This window comes from Amycolatopsis sp. NPDC104863 (assembly GCF_055582965.1).
In genome coordinates this window covers 781,715-798,211 of record NZ_JBVJOW010000004.1, presented here as the reverse complement: position 1 = coordinate 798,211, position 16,497 = coordinate 781,715, and the positions used below count along the sequence as shown (strand labels likewise).

Here is a 16,497-nt window from a genome sequence, read left to right as displayed (position 1 = left end):
TCAGCTGGCTTCGAGGGCCTTCTTGACCAGCGGCGCCATCACGTCCGGCGTCATCTTCGCCGGGCCGGTGTAGTTGACCAGCACGGGTGTGCCCGACACGAGCTCAGCCGAGGCGAGCGTCGCCGTCTTCTGGTCGTCGACGTAGTACACGGCGCCGTCCGGGAAGCCGGCGACGTCCTGCGCGCCCGCCTTCGCCTTCTTGATCGACGCCACCATGTCGGCGGGCTTCGCCTGGCGGCCCTCGTAGCGGGTCACCGCGAGCGCGCCCGCGGCCTTGCCGTCGTGCTGGTACTCGCAGCTGCGGGCCTTGCCGCCGTTGGCCGCGTTGTCCTGCACCGGGCCCGGGACGGCCTTGAGGTTGTCGAGGAAGAGCGCCTTCGAAACGGCGTCGGCGGGCAGCAGCTGACACGGGTCCAGCGAGGCCGCGGCGGCCTTCGAGCTGGGCGCCGGGGACGGCTTCGAGGACGAAGGCGCCTTCGACGGCTCGTCCCCCGAGGAGCAGGCAGTCAAAGCGGCAAAAGCGACCAAAACGACGGCGAGGGTGCGCATGTCCCGCACCGTACCCGCTTCGTCACGCTCCGGGCGCGCGGTACCGCCAGAACGCCGGGAGCACCAGCATCGAGGCGCACACCAGCACGATGACCAGCAGCCCGCCGACGGTCGCCGCGGCTTCCGTGCCGAACGCCGCGGCGCCCCAGCCGTGGGTCAGGTCGGCGATCCGCGGGCCGCCCGCGACGACCACCGTGAACACACCCTGGAGCCGGCCGCGCATCTCGTCGGTGGTCGCCGTCTGCAGGATCGCCATCCGGTAGACCGCGCTGACCATGTCGGCGGCGCCGGCCAGCGCCATGAAGAGGACCGCGAGCCAGAGCGAGTGCGCGAGCCCGAACGCGGCCACCGCGGCGCCCCACGCGCAGATCGAGACGACCACCGCGACACCCTGGCGGTGGATGCGTGTCAGCCAGCCGGAGAACAGGCCGATCAGCATCGCGCCCGCGGGCAGCGCGGCGTAGAGCCAGCCGAGCGCGGGGCCGCCGCCGGGCGGGTCGCCGAAGGTGCGTTCGGCCATCTCGGGGATCAGCGCCCGCGGCATCCCGAACACCATCGCGATGATGTCGGCGACGAACGAGGCCAGCAGGATCTTCTGCCCACCGAGGTACCGGAAGCCGTCGACGACGTCACCGATGCCGGCGCGGCGCGACGGGCCGTTGAGCGGCGGGATCGACGGCAGCCGCCAGACCGCGAAGAGCGTGATGGTGAGGGCGACGACGTCGATCAGGTAGAGCGTCGAGAGGCCGAGGACGGGGATCAGCGCCCCGGCCATCAGCGGCCCGAAGACGGCGCCGAAGGTCGACATGGTGGTGTTCAGCGCGTTCGCCGACGGCAGCAGCTTCGCCGGGACGAGCCGGGCGACCACCGCGCCGCGGGTGGGCATGTTGATCGCGAAGAACGCCTGGTTGAGGGCCAGCAGGGCGAGCACGAGCCAGACCGAGCCGAAGTTCATGAACGCCTGCAGCCAGAGCAACGCGGAGGTGATCGCGACCCCGACGTTGGTGACGAGCAGCAGCTTCCGCCGGTCGACGGCGTCGGCGATGGCGCCGCCCCAGAGGCCGAAGACCAGCAGCGGGACGAGGGCGACGAGCCCGGTGAGGCCGACGTAGGCGGAGGAGCCGGTGAGGTCGAAGACCTGCTTGGGCACCGCGACGGCGGTCAGCTGGGTGCCCACGGCGGTGACCACAGTGGACAGCCAGAGCCGCCGGAAGGCCGGGATCTTCAGCGGCCGGGTGTCGACGATGATGCGGCCTAGCAGCCCCCGCAGTCCCGAGCGGGGCGGCAAGGTCCCCGGTTCACCAGTCACAACAAACGAGCTTAGCTCGGCTAACTATTAACCCGCGCGTGATTTTCGTCGCCCGGGAGCTCTGCGGTGGCGGCTGACATCCTCGAACAGCCCCGCCCTTCGGCGGTTACTGGGGTGGCTGCAACACCCTGAGCACGCGGGAGTCGCGTCCCGCCCACACGAGACCGAGCCGTCGGCAGCAGCCGCGCGGCAGGCCGGGATCAACGCCGGCCGCCTGTCCGGCCGGATCAGCGGTGGCTGCGGATGCCCCTCGGCTGGGACAGCCCAGCCGAACGCATTTCACGGTTGCTTGGCACCACCGACCAGCAGTGTTGCGCTGACCGCCGGAAACCGCCTTCCCCGGGCGGCCGACGTCCCCGAAGACAGACTCCCGCCCTCCCTGGGGGGGCCGTCCCCGCTCCAGCCTATCGGCGGCTGCCGACGAAAAGCCGAAAGAGCCGCCGCTCTGCCGCAGCTGTCCACATCACGGCCGGGCTGTGCACAACCCAGGATCGAGGCGCTCGAAACCGGCGTTTTGTCGGACCCTCCTGCCAAGATCAGCGAGTGACTTCTTGGGGAGATCGACTCAGTGCCCTGGCCCACGACCGGCTGCCCGCCGAGCTGGCGACGGCGTGGACCGGGCTGATGCGGCCGGGGATCCGGCTGGTCCCGGCCGGGGAAGGGCCGCGCGTGGCGCGGCTCGGCGGTGATCCGGAACTGCCGGCGGAGACGGAGTGGCCCACCTGGCCGGGCCACGGCCCGCTCAACTTCGTCGCGGCCGTCGACTGCGGCGCGCTGCCGCGGGAGTTCCTGAGTGTTCCGTTGCCGGCCGCGGGCACGCTGCTGTTCTTCTACTTCGACGGCGACCGGCGGCCCGTCCAAGCCGATTCGGCGGCGGTCGAAGACGCCGAGGGCAGCCGGGTGCTCTTCGTCCCGGCGGACGCACCAGTCACGCCCAGGAGCGCGCCCGGCGGTGTTGTCCCCTACCCTGCGCAGGACAAGTACGCCGAGGTCGTGGCCACCGCTCCCGAGCGGGAGCACATCCTGCTGGACCGCACCACGACCGCGAGCGGCGAGACCCTGACCGAGGCGGCCGAGGAGCTCGCCGAAGGCACCGACGTCTTCGGCGACCTGGTCTACGACGCCGCCGGTGACGGGCTCGGCCACCACGTCGGCGGGTTCGCGAGCCCGGTTCAGGGCGCGGTCGAGGTCGAAGTCGCCGCCGCGCTGCTCGACGGCTCCTGGGCCGATCCCCGGCTCGCCGACGAAGCGGCCCGCTGGGTGCTGCTCGCGGAGATCACGAGCGAAAAGGCCACCGAGATGATGTGGGGCGACGTCGGGTCGCTCTACTGGGTCATCCGGACCGCCGACCTCGAAGCCGGCCGCTTCGGGGAAGCGAGGTGCACCATGCAGTGCGGCTGACGCCCCGGCTCAGGGGGCGACGCGCTCGATCTGCCAGCCGTCGTCGTTGCGGACGTAGCGGAGCCGGTCGTGCATGCGGTCCTCGCGGCCCTGCCAGAACTCCACCAGGTCCGGGCGGATGCGCCAGCCGCCCCAGTGGGGCGGGGCCGGGATCTGCTCGGTGTCGGCGAAGCGGCGCTCGATGCCGTGGAGCGCGTTGTCGAGCGCGCGGCGGCCGTCGACCACCCGGGACTGCGGGGACGCCCACGCCCCCAGCTGCGAGCCGCGCGGGCGCTGGGCCCAGTACTCCGCCGTCTCCTTGACGCCGACCTTCTCGACCTCGCCGCGGACGTGCACCTGGCGGTGCAGCGGGTACCAGGGGAAGGTCACCGAGGCGTACCGCGTCGCGGTCAGGTCGTGGCTCTTCTCGGACGTGTAGTTCGTGTAGAACACGACACCGCGGTCGTCGAGGCCCTTGCACAGCACCGTGCGCGAGGACGGCCGGCCTTCGGCGTCCGCCGTCGCCAGCACCATCGCGTTCGGTTCGGCCATCCCCGAGGAGACGGCCTGGTTCAGCCACCCCTGGAGCTGGTCGGTCCACGTGGCCGCCAGGGCGGACTCGTCGAACGCCGCGCCGTCGTACGCGACCCGCATTCCGGGCAGGCGAACTACGGCGTCTTCCACCTGGTCCTCGATCCTCGGCGTCATCGCCAAACCTCCACGCCCGGTCGGGGCATCAGTCGACTTCGGCCCTAGGCACGTTAGGGCCTTCCGAGCTGCGGCGGAACCCACTGAACGGTGACACCCGACACCACCGCGGCGTAACCGCTGGACAACAAGCCGTAACCCGTGCGTTACCCGCCGGACCAGGATCGATACAGGACGGACCTACCTTCGGCGCGTTCCCCACCACCCCCCCGGAGGCAGGCATGACCGAGACCCTGTCGAACGCCGAAGAAAGCGCTCCGCCGAAACGCCGGTACGCCCCGCTCGCGGCCAACGAGAACCGCGAGGACTATTCACTGCGCTTCGCCGCTCATTCGTTCCGGAAATGGTCACCGTTCGTGGTCGCGACGACGGCGCTGGGCGGCATCGCCTACCTCGCCGACTTCGCGATCGGCGCCAGCATCGTCCTCTCCTACGGCTTCACGTCCGGGGTGCTCGCGATCCTCGCCGCGGCCGTCGTGATCTTCACGACCGGCGTGCCGATCGCGGCCGCCTGCGCGAAGTCCGGAGTGGACATGGACCTGCTGACCCGCGGAGCCGGCTTCGGCTACTTCGGGTCAACACTCACTTCGCTCGTCTACGCGAGCTTCACCGTCATCTTCTTCTCGCTCGAAGGCTCGATCATGGGCCAGGCCTTCGAGCTGGCGCTCGGCATCCCGCTGCCAATCGGCTACCTCCTGGCGACGCTGATCGTGCTGCCGTTCGCGCTCTACGGCATGGGCGCGGTCGCGAAGATGCAGACCTGGACGCAGCCGCTGTGGATCGCGGGCCTGGTGCTGCCGTTTGTCGTCGTGCTGGTCCGCGAGCCCGGCAAGTTCGCCGAGTTCACCCACTTCGGGGGCACCGAGGGCGCCGGCGCCGGGTTCTCCGCGATCGGGTTCGGCTTCGGCATGGGCGTCGCGCTGTCGCTGATCGGGCAGATCGGCGAACAGGCCGACTACCTGCGGTTCATGCCCGAGAAGACGGCGGAGAACAAACGTTCGTGGTGGGCCGCGGTGCTCGCCGCCGGGCCCGGCTGGGTGATCCTCGGGGCCGCGAAGCAGATCGGCGGCGCGCTGCTGGCGTTCCTCGCGCTCGGCGTGGTCGGCCAGACGCACGCGCTCGAGCCCATCGCGCCGTACCTCGAGGCGGTGAAACCGGCACTCGGCCCGGTCGCGCTGACGTTCGCCGCGCTGTTCGTGGTCGTCTCGCAGATCAAGATCAACACGACGAACGCGTACTCGGGGTCGCTGTCGTTCGCGAACTTCTTCTCCCGCGTGCTGCACAAGCACCCCGGCCGCGTCTGGTACGTGCTGGTGAACTGCGGGATCGCGCTCGCGCTGATGGAGTTCGGCGCGTTCGGCTTCCTCAACAAGATCCTGGGCTTCTACTCGAACGTCGCGATCGCGTGGATCGGCGCGGTCTGCGCCGACCTCGTGATCGCGAAGCCGCTGGGGCTGTCCCCGCGGCACATCGAGTTCAAGCGGGCCTACCTGCACAAGATCAACCCGGTCGGGTTCGGCTCGATGCTCGTCGCCTCGGCGGTATCGATCGTGGCGTACTTCGGCGCCTTCGGGCAGTTCCTGGCCGCGTTCAGCCCGCTGCTGGCCCTGCTGATCGCGATCGTGCTGGTGCCGACGCTGGCCGTCGTGACACGCGGGAAGTACTACCTGGCCCGGCCGAACGACGTCGCCGGGCCCGACGCCGACCTACAGGCGACCTACACCTGCTCGGTCTGCGGTGATCCGTACGAGCTGCCGGACATCGCCGACTGCGCGAAGCAGAGCGGCCCGATCTGCTCGTTGTGCTGCACGCTCGACAACACCTGCCACGACCTGTGCCAGACGGCCGGCCCGGTGACACTCGGCCTGCCGACGGTCCGCCCGGCGTAAAGTGCCGTGAAGGCCCTGTTCCCGGCGTCCGCTGCCGGGAACAGGGCCTTCACTTCGGCCGGGGTCCCCCCTGCTCCCCCTCCCGGCTCGACTCGTTCACGTCCGGGACAGCACCGGGGTTGCCCGGCAGTTCCAAGATTTTTTCCGGCCGCATGATGGCCGCCAGCATCATCGCGCGGAACTCCGCGCCGACCTCTTCCACCGGCAGCGGCGGCTCGTGCGCCTGCCATTCGCGCAGCAGCCCGGTGCCCGCGCCGACCAGCGCGATCGCCGTCAGCCGGTAGTCCCGTTTGGGCGCGACACCGTGGTCCGCGGCGCGGCTCGCCTCCGCCGCGATGAAGTTCGCCCAGCGGTCGACCCACACCTGGTGCTGCGCCTCCAGCTCGGCGCTGACGCCGACCGCTTCGACGTAGTTGAGGCGCGGCATCCGCGGATCCGAGGTGACAGTGGCGATGAAGACGTCCAGCAGCGTCGAGATGCGGGTGAGCGCGTCGGCGTCGGCGACCTTTTCGACCTCCGCCGTCACGTGGGCGAGCGCGAGGCTGTTGATCCGGTCGTGGAGGGTGCGGAGCACGTCTTCCTTGCTGGTGAACTCCTCGTAGAAGTTCCGCGTCGACACCCCCGCCCGCGCGCACAGCTCGGTGATCTTGGTGTGCCGGAAACCGGTGGAGGTGAACAGCTCCAGGCCGGCCACGAGCAACCGCTCGCGCCGGTCGGCACGGCGCTTCTCGGCCGTGACCCCGCCGTAGGTGCGAGCCACCGGCTCTCTCCTCCTTTCGAGGGATTGTCAGATCCTACCGGGGTGGCTAACTTGTGAAAATCTCGATTACCACCAGCCGGAGGCAAGGGTGCTTCGTCGGTTACTGGTCGCCGTCACGCTCCTTTTCGTGGCGGCCGCCCCCGCGGCGAACGCGTCGAACACACCCGGGACCCTGCTGGACCAGCGCCCGACGACGGTCTTCGTCGGCCCGTTCCCGGCGCCGGTCAGGGCGTGGCACCTCCTCTACCGTTCGACGTCGGCGACCGGCGCGCCGAACGCCGTCTCCGGAACTCTGCTGGTGCCGGCGGCACCCTGGCTGCGCGGCGGCCCGCGTCCGCTGGTCACGTACGCGGTGGGCACACACGGGCTCGGCGACCGGTGCGCGCCGTCGAACCTCCTGGCGCACGGTATCGAGAACGAGAGCGCTCTGCTGGCGCAGGCACTGTCCCAGGGCTGGGCGGTGGTTGTCACGGACTACGAAGGACTGGGCACACCGGGGACGCACACGTACGCGGTCGGGCAATCCGAGGGCCGGGCGGTCCTCGACGCGGCCCGCGCGGCGGCCCGGGTTCCCGGCGCCGGTCTGTCGGCCGCCGGGCCGGTCGGCGTGTTCGGGTATTCGCAGGGCGGCCAGGCCGCGGCGTGGGCGGCGGAGCTGCAGGCCTCCTACGCGCCTTCGCTGCGGGTGGTCGGGGTCGCGGCGGGCGGAGTGCCGGCGGACCTGAACGCGGTGTTCCGTTCGAACGACGGCGGCGCGGCGTTCGGCCTGGTCCTCGGCGCGGCAACGGGTTTCGCCGCGGCGTACCCGGAGCTGCCGTTCGACTCGATCCTGAACGACCGCGGCCGCGCGGCGGTCTCGAAGGTGTCCCAGGCGTGCACGGTCGAACTGGGCGCGGCGGCGCCGTTCGCGCACCTGCGGGACTTCGTGACGGTGCCCGACCCGATCCACGACCCGCGCTGGCAGGCCCGGCTGAACGCGAACCTGCTGGGCACGGTGGCGCCGGCGGCCCCGGTGTTCCTCTACCACGGGACGGCGGACGAGCTGATCCCGTTCAGCGTCGGCACGGCCCTGCGCGACCGCTGGAGGTCTTCGGGCGCTTCGGTGACGTGGCAGGAGTTCCCGCTGCTGGAGCACATCGCGGGGGTGTCGATCGGCGGCCCGCTGGCGATGAGCTGGCTGGGCACCAAGTTCTGACGCTCGCCGGGGACGGCGCAGGGGGTCTTCCCCGGCGAGCGATCGGGTACCAGCGACTCGACGGTGGCAAAAGCAGCCCGCGGCAGTGCCCCCGGCGAGCGATCGGGTGGCCGAGCCGGCGATCATGAGCGGCTCGACGGTGGCGAAAACGGCCCGCCGAAACGCCCAGCGAGCGATCCGGTAGCCGAGCCGGCGGCCATCAGCGACTCAACGGTGGCGAAAACGGCCCGCCGAAACGCCCCGACAAACGATCGGGTAGCCGAGCCAGCGATCATGAGCGGCTCGACGGTGGCGAAAACGGCCCGAAGCGCCCGGCGAGCGATCGGGTAGGCGAGCCGGTGATCATCAGCGACTCGACGGTGGCGAAAACGGCCCGCCGAGGTGGCCCGGCGAGCGATCGGACACCCGAGGCCATCGAGGAACTCGCACCGCCGGCCAGGGTGAAGCCGCGGTTCAGCCGCCGACCGCCCTGCTGCCACCCGAAACTGTCGGTGCCCTCCGGTAGCGTGGAAATCGGGGGCTGCTCAGAACGGCGCCAACGCCGTAACCGCGTCCGGCGCCAACGAAGTCGTCAGAATTCCGCCAGCCGCGAGCGGCGTCCGCGACCACCACTCACCGGATTCCGCCGGCAGCTCCGGCCCCCCGACGACCAGATCCGTCGCCAGCACCCGACGCCCCGCGAGCACCGCCAGACTGGAGTCCAAAGTAGAATCCCCCACCGTCAAAGTCTGACGCAGCACCGGCACCGAACCCCGCGTCACGTTCTGCGTGGTGGTCAACAAACCCGGACGCTCCCCCGCCCGCCCCAGCACCAGCACCTCACGCGTGTGCAAATACGCGTCGGCAGCCAGCGACGCCCGGAACACGGCAGTGTGTCGAGCACGGGCCGTGACCACCGTCGGCTCAGGCAGGTACTCCAGCGAGCCACCATCCTCCACCGAAACCTCCACTGTGGACAGCGAACCCTCACCCCGAAGCCCCGGCAGCGCCAAAGTCGCCGCCACGCCCGAAAGGCGCAACGACGCACCCGGGCCGACATGAACAGTCAGCAGCAGGTCGTCGCCACCCAAAGGCGCCGTCGCCGAGTTGACCAGGTGGACCACCGCCGTCCTTCCGCCGCCGCGGCGGGGGAACAGCGTCAACGGCGCCATCGAACGCAGCTCGCGCAACACCGTGCGCGAGCCGTCGAAGCACGCCGTCAGCCGGGCGTGGGCCTTCACCCCGCGCGGACCGGCAGCAACGAGCGGACCCAGTCGGCCACCGCCGGGGCGTCCGGTGTGTCCACAAGGGACTGGGTGATGACCGGCAGCGATCCGCGCATCCGGTGCGCGTCCGACGTCATCACGTCCATGTCCGCGCCGACCAGGTGCGCGATGTCGATCTTGTTGATCACCAGCAGGTCCGCCGTCGTGACACCCGGGCCGCCCTTGCGCGGCACCTTGTCGCCGCCCGCGACGTCCACCACGAACACCTGGCTGTCGGCCAGGCCGCGGCTGAACACGGCGGTGAGGTTGTCGCCGCCGCTTTCGATGATCACCAGGTCCAGGTCCGGGAACTTCTCCTCCAGCCGCTCGACGGCGTCGAGGTTCGCGGTGATGTCGTCGCGGATCGCCGTGTGCGGGCACGCTCCCGTCTGCACCGCCTCGATCCGCTCCGGGTCGAGGACACCCGCGCGGCGCAGGAAGTCCGCGTCTTCGGTGGTGTAGATGTCGTTGGTGACCACGGCGAGGTTGACCTCGTCACCCAGCGCGCGGCACAGCGCCGCCGTCAGCGCCGTCTTGCCGGAGCCGACCGGGCCGCCGATGCCGATCCGGTACGCGCGCCCGGCCGTCGGCGCCGCGTCGTAGTGGTCGGGTTCGGCGGCCGTCGGGTCGAAGTTGACCTCGTGGAAGTGACCGTGGCCGTGGCCTTCAGCTGGCAAAGAGACGCACCTCTTCCTGGTGGTGCCGGGCGTGTGCCTCGGCGAACAGATCCAACGCGGGTGACCCCGGCGACGGCAGCGCCGCCGGATCGTCCCCGGCGACCGCGGCCGCGGCCTCACAAACCGAACGAAGATCGAGCCGCGCGACGACGGCGTTGACGGCGAACGGATCCAGTCCCAGCAGCCGCACCGCCGCACTGGCCGGCCCGCTCACCGCCAGGTAGGCGACGGCCATCGCGGCGTCGTACGGCGAACCGCCCGCACCACCGGCCAGCGCACCCAGCACGATCGGGTGGTGCGGCCGCGGAGTTTCCTCCAGCAGAGCGGAAAGCACCGGTGACGGCCAGGCGATCCGCCCGGCCCGCGCGGTTCCCCGCCCCTGCGCCCGCGACGCCTCCCGCTGCGCGAGTGACGGCGTTCGCGCGTCCAGCTCGGCGTCCAAGCGCGTCCAGTGTCCACTAGCGACAGACCGAGCGGCCGCATGCGCCGAGGCAGCAGCAAAAACCGCCGCCAGCGAGCCCGCCGTCCGCAACCGTCCGGAAAGGAATCCCGGGAGGTCGCGCACCGAAGTCACCAGCCGACGGGCGACGACTTCCTCGAGCCCGCCACTGTGGACGTGCCCGCCGCCGGGGAAGCGGGAGTCCGCGAGAATGAGCGCCGAAAGGTCCATCAGAACAAGAAGTACCGTTGGGCCATCGGCAGTTCCGTCACCGGCTGCGGCTCGATCAGCTCACCGTCGACGTGCACGGCGAAGCTGTCCGGCTCGACCCGGACGTCCGGGGTGGCGTCGTTGAGCACCATGTCCGCCTTCGTCCGCGCCCGCATGTTCGACACGGCGACGAGCGGACGCGTGATGCCGAACGTCTCCCGCAGACCACTGTCCAAAGCGGACGGCGCGACGAAGTGCAGGCTCAGCGCCGCGCCGATCGAAGCGCCGAACATCGGGCGCGCCATGACCGGCTGCGGGGTCGGGATGGACGCGTTCGCGTCGCCCATCGCCGCCCACGCCGGAAAACCGCCCTTCAGCACCACATGCGGCCGCACGCCGAAGAACTTCGGCTCCCACAGGACCAGATCCGCGAGCTTGCCGACCTCGACCGAGCCGATCTCGGTCTCCATGCCGTGCGCGATGGCCGGGTTGATGGTGTATTTGGCGACATACCGACGTGCACGCAGGTTGTCCGCGGCGCCGTCGCCGGGCAGGGCACCGCGTCGGCGTTTCATCACGTGCGCCGTCTGCCAGGTCCGGATGATCACCTCGCCGATCCGGCCCATCGCCTGCGAGTCCGAGCTCATCATCGAGATCGCGCCCATGTCGTGCAGGACGTCCTCGGCGGCGATGGTCGACGGCCGGATCCGGCTCTCGGCGAACGCGAGGTCCTCGGGCACCGACGGGTTGAGGTGGTGGCAGACCACCAGCATGTCGAGGTGCTCGTCGAGGGTGTTGGCCGTGTGCGGCCGGGTCGGGTTGGTCGACGACGGCAGCACGTTCGGCAGCGAGACGACCTGGATGATGTCCGGCGCGTGCCCGCCGCCGGCGCCTTCGGTGTGGTACGCGTTGATCGAACGGCCGCCGATCGCGTCCACAGTGGATTCCAGGAACCCGGCTTCGTTCAACGTGTCCGTGTGGATGGCCACCTGGACCCCGGCTTCGTCGGCCACCGTGAGACACGCGTCGATCGCGGCGGGCGTCGTCCCCCAGTCCTCGTGCAGCTTGAACCCGCCCGCGCCGGCGGCCAGCTGCTCCCGCAGCGCCTCGTGCCGGACGGTGTTCCCCTTGCCCAGCAACAGGACGTTGACCGGGTAACCGTCCATCGCGGACAGCATCCGGCCGAGGTTCCACGCGCCGGGCGTGACGGTCGTGGCCTTCGTGCCCTCGTTGGGCCCGGTGCCACCACCGACCAAAGTGGTCAGTCCGGCCGCCAGAGCCGTGTCGACGAGCTGCGGGCAGATGAAGTGGACGTGGCAGTCGATGCCGCCCGCGGTGAGGATCTTCCCGTTGCCGGACAGCACTTCCGTCGACGGGCCGATCACCAGCGCTGGGTCGACGCCGTCCATCGTGTCCGGGTTGCCCGCCTTGCCGATGCCGACGATCCGGCCGTCGCGCACACCGACGTCGGCCTTGACGACACCCCAGTGGTCGAGGATCACGGCGCCGGTGATGATCAGGTCCGGCGCGCCCTCGGCGCGGGTCGCCGTGCCCTGGCCCATCGACTCGCGGATGACCTTGCCGCCGCCGAAGAGCACCTCGTCGCCCGAGCCGCCGGGGCCCATCGAGCGGTCCTCGGTGACCTCGATCAGCAGGTCGGTGTCGGCGAGCCGGATCCGGTCACCGGTGGTCGGCCCGAAAAGCTCGGCATAACGCTCGCGGTCGATCTGCGGCATTTCAGAACTCTCCCGAAAATTCGGACCGCAGGCCCGGAACACGACGAGCCCCGGCGAGCGGCACCAGGTCGACCTCACGCTCGACGCCCGGTTCGAACCGCACGGACGTGCCGGCCGGGACGTCGAGCCGGTGCCCGCGGGCGGCGTCGCGGTCGAATTCGAGGCCCGGGTTCACCGCGGCGAAGTGGTAGTGCGAGCCGATCTGCACCGGCCGGTCGCCGAGGTTGCGCACGAGCAGCCGGACGCGGGCGCGGCCCGCGTTCAGCTCGACCGGCTCGTCGCCGGGGATGATCTCGCCAGGGTGCATCGCGGACCTCTCAGACGATCGGGTCGTGCACGGTGACGAGCTTCGTGCCGTCCGGGAAAGTGGCCTCGACCTGCACGGAGTCGACCATCTCGGGCACGCCGTCGAGCACCTGCGCCCGGGTGAGCACGGTCCGGCCGCTCGCGACCAGCTCGCTGACCGTGCGCCCGTCACGGGCCCCTTCGAGGACGTGGTCGGTGATCAGCGCGACGGCCTCCGGGTAGTTGAGCCGGACGCCCCGGTCCAACCGCCGCCGCGCGACGTCCGCCGCCACGTGGATGAGCAGCTTGTCGCGCTCCTGCGGACTGAGGTGCATCGCTCAGGTCTATCACCCGGACCACGGTCCCGCCTGGTTCGGAAACATACCTTTAACCTGGCTTTCGTCACAGTCCGTGGCGAAAATTCTCCGGTCGGACGGCCTCGGTGACTGAATCGTTCTCGTAATCGTGACCGAAACCACCGCTTCTTTCGATTGCCCCCCGGCGATCGAGGGAGCAAGGTCTATCCATCCGTGCGATGGCGCGCGCGTTCCGTGCGCATTTCCGTCCGCGCGAGCACCACCACCAAGACGGGGAAAAAGCGCACCGAAAGGTTCCGCGAAACAGTGACTACCTCCACGATCAGCAAGCCTCAGCCGTCCGGCCAACCCGACGACGGCTTCCGACCGGGTCTGGAGGGCGTTGTCGCCTTCCACACCGAGATCGCCGAACCCGACCGGGACGGCGGTGCGCTGCGCTACCGCGGCGTCGACATCGAGGACCTCGCCGGAAAGGTGACCTTCGGCGACGTGTGGGGCCTCCTCGTCGACGGCCGCTTCGGCCACGGCCTCCCGCCCGCCGAGCCGTTCCCGCTGCCGGTGCACACCGGTGACGTCCGCGTCGACGTCCAGGCCGCGCTGGCCATGCTCGCCCCGATCTGGGGCTACCGCGCACTGCTCGACATCACCGACGAAGAGGCGCGCGAGCAGCTGGCCCGCGCCTCGGTCATGGCGCTGTCCTACGTCGCGCAGTCCGCGCGCGGCATCGGCCAGCCCGCCGTCCCGCAGACCCGCGTCGACGAGGCCCACTCGATCACCGAGCGCTTCCTGATCCGCTGGCGCGGCGAGCCGGACCCCGCGCACGTCCGGGCGCTGGACGCCTACTGGGTGTCGGCCGCCGAACACGGCCTCAACGCCTCGACCTTCACCGCCCGCGTCATCGCGTCCACCGGCGCCGACGTCGCGGCGGCCATGTCCGGCGCGATCGGCGCGATGTCCGGCCCGCTGCACGGCGGCGCGCCGGCGCGCGTGCTGCCGATGATCGAAGAAGTCGAACGCACCGGTGACCCGGCGGGCCTGGTCAAGGGCATCCTCGACCGCAAGGAACGCCTGATGGGCTTCGGCCACCGCGTTTACCGCGCGGAGGACCCGCGGGCGCGCGTGCTGCGGCGCACGTGCCAGGAGCTCGGCGCGACCCGCTTCGAGGCGGCCGCCGCGCTGGAGCAGGCGGCGCTGAAGGAGCTGCGCGAGCGGCGTCCGGATCACCCGATCGAGACGAACGTCGAGTTCTGGGCCGCGGTCATCCTGGACTTCGCCCAGGTCCCGCCGCACATGATGCCCGCGATGTTCAGCTCGGCCCGCACCGCCGGCTGGGCCGCGCACATCCTGGAGCAGAAGCGCACCGGACGCCTGGTGCGGCCGTCGGCCAAGTACGTCGGCCCGGCGCCGCGCACCCCGGAAGAGGTCGAGGGCTGGGAGCTCGTCACCAAGCACTGACCCGCTCGGAGGCCGTCACTTTCCCGGGAAGGTGGCGGCCTCTTCGTGGGTGGCGGTCGCGCCGAGCATGGCCGTGAGCTGGTCGACCAGCCAGGTGTCCAGCAGCTCTCGCGGGACCGTGCGCTCCTGCAGCCAGCTGAGCAGGGCGCCTTCGACCACCGCCGTCCAGCAGCGCAGGGTGAGCAGCAGCAACGGCGAAGGGTGCTCGACGGCCAGCGCGTCCAGGATCAGGGCCACCGCGCGGTTGCGGACCTCGTCGACCGCCGCGTCCGTTTCGGACGTCGCGATCACCGAACCGCTGCGCAGCAAGGCGATGTAGCCCGCGCGGTAGTGGTCGGCGACGTCGACCAGGCCACGCACGGCCGCGCGCAGCCGCACATCCGGCGGGCCCTCCTCGAGCCCGGCCAGGCCGTCGATCAGCCCGTCGGTGACCGTGCGCAACGCCTCGACCTGCAGCTCGCGCAGGCTGGAGAAGTACCGGTAGAACAACGGCCGCGACACTTCGGCGCGCGCGACGATGTCGTCCACCGTCACCAGCTCCGGCGCCCGCGAGCCGAACAGGTCGAGCGCGGCGCGGATCAGGTCGTCCCGGCGGGCCTGCGGGGACATCCGCCGCGGTCGGACGGTCAAGGTGTCAGGTCCAGCTTGGCCGCCTGGCGCAGCAGTCCCGGTGTCAGTCGCGAAAGGACCAGGGCGGCCTTGGCCTCCGGTGTGGACGGTGCGATCGCGGTGTCCTTTTCGACCGCCCGCAGGATATCCTTCGCGACGCCTTCGGGGCCGAACCCGCGCCGGGCGTAGAGCTTCGAGCTCTCCTTCTGCCGCCGTCGCTGTTCCTCTTCGGACACTCCGACGAACGTCGTCGTGTTGGTGATGTTCGTCTTCACGATGCCCGGGCACACGGCCGTGACGCCGATGTGGTGCTCGGCCAGCTCGGCCCGCAGGCAGACGCTCAGCGTCAGCACCGCGGACTTGGTTGTCGCGTACGCGGTGAGGATCTTCGACGGCAAGTAGGCGGCGGCCGAGGCGAGGTTGACGATCTGGCCGCCCTCGGCGCGTTCGGCGAGCATCGGCGCGAACGCGCGGCAGCCGTGGATCACGCCCCAGAGGTTGACGTCGATGACACGTTCCCAGTCTTCGACGGACGTGTCGAGGAACGGGCCGGACATCCCGATGCCCGCGTTGTTGACCACGATGTCCGGCACACCGTGGTTCTCGCGGACATCACGAGCGAAGCGGTGCACGGCTTCACCGTCACTGGAGTCCACTGTGTACTCAGCGACCCCGTGGTCTTCCAGGAGTTTCAGGGTTTCCGCGGCCGCCGTCGGGTTGATGTCGGTGATGACGACATCGGCGCCCTCGGCGGCGAAGGCGAGCGCGGTGGCCCGGCCGATGCCGCTCCCGGCGCCGGTGACGACGACCAGCTTGTGTTCGAAGCGGCCGGCGCCCACCCGCGACCGCTTCAGCGCGCGGCTCTCGACGCCGGTCTCGACGTACTCGATCAGCTCGGCGGCGGCGCCCGCGATCACCGCCGGCCGCGCCCGGGTCACCCAGTGCGTCCCGACGATCGGACGAACACGCAGGTCGGGCACCCAGCGCGCGATCTCGGTCTGGAGCGGTGTGGTGACGTAGGCGTCGCCGGTCGGCGCGAGGACCTGCACCGGGACGTCGGCGGCGCGCGGCGCCGGGCGCGAGAGCCGCGTGAACATGTTCGCGCGGTAGAGCTCGAGACCGTGGATGCCGTCCTGGACGCTCGGCTTCGCCGCGTCCGGCTCCATGCGCTGGATCTGCGCGCCCAGCAGGCCCGTGCGCCAAAGCAGCTGCGGGACCAGCGGGATCTGGAACGCGAGGATGTACCAGGAGTGCAGGAACTGGCTGAGCGCGTTCTTGAGCCGCTTCGGCGTCGGGCGGGTGACCTGGGCGCGGAACCACGCGCCGGCGTGGTCGAGGCTCGGCCCGGAGATGGACGTGTAGGACGCGATCCGCCCGCGCAGGCCGTCGCCGGTGACCGCGTGCCAGGTCTGGATGGAGCCCCAGTCGTGGGCGACGAGGTGGACCTTGCCGTGCGGCTGGACCTCGTCGACGACGGCCCGGAGGTCGTCGGCCAGCTGGTCCAGCCGGTAGGACGCGCGTCCCGACGGCTTGTCCGACTGTCCGGCCCCGCGGACGTCGTAGGTCACGACGCGGTGGTTCGGCGTCAGCTCGGCGGCCACGCCACCCCACATCGAGCTGTTGTCGGGATAGCCGTGCACGAGCACGACCGTGGGCCCGTCTTCGCGGCCTTCGACCTGGACCGAGAGGCGGACACCGTCGCTGGCGGTCACCCACTTGTGAGACATTCTGTCAT

At 70.8% G+C, this 16,497-nt stretch carries 16 protein-coding genes; 4 read left to right on the top strand and 12 right to left on the bottom strand.

The annotated features are described in order from the left end of the window. Positions 1-549 (bottom strand): DUF3558 family protein, encoded by a 549-nt coding sequence (locus ACZ63J_RS25425; RefSeq protein ID WP_465341267.1) that lies wholly within the window; start codon positions 547-549, stop codon positions 1-3. A 22-nt stretch (positions 550-571) separates the two neighbouring features. Further along, the gene (locus tag ACZ63J_RS25420) at positions 572-1,837 is read right to left on the bottom strand and encodes an MFS transporter (protein WP_465400349.1); all 1,266 of its coding nucleotides are present in this window, start codon (positions 1,835-1,837) and stop codon (positions 572-574) included. A gap of 564 nt (positions 1,838-2,401) precedes the next feature. Between ACZ63J_RS25420 and ACZ63J_RS25415 the strand changes: the two genes are divergently transcribed. After that, the gene (locus ACZ63J_RS25415) at positions 2,402-3,259 is read left to right on the top strand and encodes a YwqG family protein (protein WP_465400253.1); all 858 of its coding nucleotides are present in this window, start codon (positions 2,402-2,404) and stop codon (positions 3,257-3,259) included. Between the two features lie 9 nt (positions 3,260-3,268). Here the strand turns inward: ACZ63J_RS25415 and pdxH are convergent, their stop codons facing one another. Next, positions 3,269-3,946 carry a pyridoxamine 5'-phosphate oxidase gene (gene pdxH, locus ACZ63J_RS25410; protein ID WP_465301980.1) on the bottom strand — a complete coding sequence of 226 codons (678 nt, stop codon included), beginning with the start codon at positions 3,944-3,946 and terminating at the stop codon, positions 3,269-3,271. A gap of 221 nt (positions 3,947-4,167) precedes the next feature. Between pdxH and ACZ63J_RS25405 the strand changes: the two genes are divergently transcribed. Beyond that, positions 4,168-5,835: a purine-cytosine permease family protein gene (locus tag ACZ63J_RS25405; RefSeq protein ID WP_465400254.1), complete on the top strand. Its 1,668-nt coding sequence runs from the start codon at positions 4,168-4,170 to the stop codon at positions 5,833-5,835. A gap of 49 nt (positions 5,836-5,884) precedes the next feature. Here the strand turns inward: ACZ63J_RS25405 and ACZ63J_RS25400 are convergent, their stop codons facing one another. After that, a complete protein-coding gene (locus ACZ63J_RS25400) occupies positions 5,885-6,595 on the bottom strand; it encodes a TetR/AcrR family transcriptional regulator (RefSeq protein WP_465341264.1) in 711 nt (236 codons plus the stop codon). A gap of 88 nt (positions 6,596-6,683) precedes the next feature. Here ACZ63J_RS25400 and ACZ63J_RS25395 point away from each other — a divergent pair, with 88 nt between their 5' ends. Further along, positions 6,684-7,790, top strand: coding sequence for a lipase family protein (locus ACZ63J_RS25395; RefSeq protein WP_465400255.1), 1,107 nt, complete (start codon positions 6,684-6,686; stop codon positions 7,788-7,790). A gap of 524 nt (positions 7,791-8,314) precedes the next feature. Here the strand turns inward: ACZ63J_RS25395 and ACZ63J_RS25390 are convergent. From ACZ63J_RS25390 to ACZ63J_RS25365, 6 genes are read right to left on the bottom strand one after another with little or no spacing between them, the layout of a single operon-like run. Further along, the gene (locus tag ACZ63J_RS25390; protein ID WP_465400256.1) at positions 8,315-9,010 is read right to left on the bottom strand and encodes an urease accessory protein UreD; all 696 of its coding nucleotides are present in this window, start codon (positions 9,008-9,010) and stop codon (positions 8,315-8,317) included. After that, entirely contained in the window at positions 9,007-9,711 is a 705-nt protein-coding gene (gene ureG / locus ACZ63J_RS25385) for an urease accessory protein UreG (RefSeq protein ID WP_465400257.1), read from the bottom strand. The genes ACZ63J_RS25390 and ureG overlap by 4 nt, the downstream gene beginning before the upstream one ends. After that, positions 9,701-10,381: an urease accessory protein UreF gene (locus ACZ63J_RS25380; protein WP_465400258.1), complete on the bottom strand. Its 681-nt coding sequence runs from the start codon at positions 10,379-10,381 to the stop codon at positions 9,701-9,703. The genes ureG and ACZ63J_RS25380 overlap by 11 nt, the downstream gene beginning before the upstream one ends. Then, positions 10,381-12,096 (bottom strand): urease subunit alpha, encoded by a 1,716-nt coding sequence (locus tag ACZ63J_RS25375; protein WP_465301966.1) that lies wholly within the window; start codon positions 12,094-12,096, stop codon positions 10,381-10,383. Before ACZ63J_RS25375 ends, ACZ63J_RS25380 begins: the two co-directional genes overlap by 1 nt. 1 nt (position 12,097) lies before the next feature. Beyond that, positions 12,098-12,403, bottom strand: coding sequence for an urease subunit beta (locus ACZ63J_RS25370; protein ID WP_465400259.1), 306 nt, complete (start codon positions 12,401-12,403; stop codon positions 12,098-12,100). A gap of 10 nt (positions 12,404-12,413) precedes the next feature. Then, the gene (locus ACZ63J_RS25365) at positions 12,414-12,716 is read right to left on the bottom strand and encodes an urease subunit gamma (protein WP_465400260.1); all 303 of its coding nucleotides are present in this window, start codon (positions 12,714-12,716) and stop codon (positions 12,414-12,416) included. A 288-nt stretch (positions 12,717-13,004) separates the two neighbouring features. Between ACZ63J_RS25365 and ACZ63J_RS25360 the strand changes: the two genes are divergently transcribed. Then, positions 13,005-14,153 (top strand): citrate synthase 2, encoded by a 1,149-nt coding sequence (locus ACZ63J_RS25360; RefSeq protein WP_465341258.1) that lies wholly within the window; start codon positions 13,005-13,007, stop codon positions 14,151-14,153. A gap of 15 nt (positions 14,154-14,168) precedes the next feature. On the opposite strand, the gene ACZ63J_RS25355 is transcribed toward ACZ63J_RS25360, so the two are convergent. After that, positions 14,169-14,762 carry a TetR/AcrR family transcriptional regulator gene (locus ACZ63J_RS25355; RefSeq protein WP_465400350.1) on the bottom strand — a complete coding sequence of 198 codons (594 nt, stop codon included), beginning with the start codon at positions 14,760-14,762 and terminating at the stop codon, positions 14,169-14,171. A 17-nt stretch (positions 14,763-14,779) separates the two neighbouring features. Further along, on the bottom strand, positions 14,780-16,474 hold the full coding sequence (locus tag ACZ63J_RS25350; protein WP_465400351.1) for an SDR family oxidoreductase: 1,695 nt from the start codon (positions 16,472-16,474) through the stop codon (positions 14,780-14,782). Positions 16,475-16,497 lie beyond the last annotated feature (23 nt).

Excerpts from the sequence above, each read along its gene's own strand:
- ACZ63J_RS25425 (WP_465341267.1), bottom strand. The coding sequence starts at position 549 with ATGCGCACCCTCGCCGTCGTTTTGGTCGCTTTTGCCGCTTTGACTGCC.
- pdxH (WP_465301980.1), bottom strand. The coding sequence starts at position 3,946 with ATGACGCCGAGGATCGAGGACCAGGTGGAAGACGCCGTAGTTCGCCTG.
- ACZ63J_RS25405 (WP_465400254.1), top strand. The coding sequence starts at position 4,168 with ATGACCGAGACCCTGTCGAACGCCGAAGAAAGCGCTCCGCCGAAACGC.
- ACZ63J_RS25380 (WP_465400258.1), bottom strand. The coding sequence starts at position 10,381 with ATGGACCTTTCGGCGCTCATTCTCGCGGACTCCCGCTTCCCCGGCGGC.
- ACZ63J_RS25375 (WP_465301966.1), bottom strand. The coding sequence starts at position 12,096 with ATGCCGCAGATCGACCGCGAGCGTTATGCCGAGCTTTTCGGGCCGACC.
- ACZ63J_RS25370 (WP_465400259.1), bottom strand. The coding sequence starts at position 12,403 with ATGCACCCTGGCGAGATCATCCCCGGCGACGAGCCGGTCGAGCTGAAC.
- ACZ63J_RS25365 (WP_465400260.1), bottom strand. The coding sequence starts at position 12,716 with ATGCACCTCAGTCCGCAGGAGCGCGACAAGCTGCTCATCCACGTGGCG.
- ACZ63J_RS25355 (WP_465400350.1), bottom strand. The coding sequence starts at position 14,762 with ATGTCCCCGCAGGCCCGCCGGGACGACCTGATCCGCGCCGCGCTCGAC.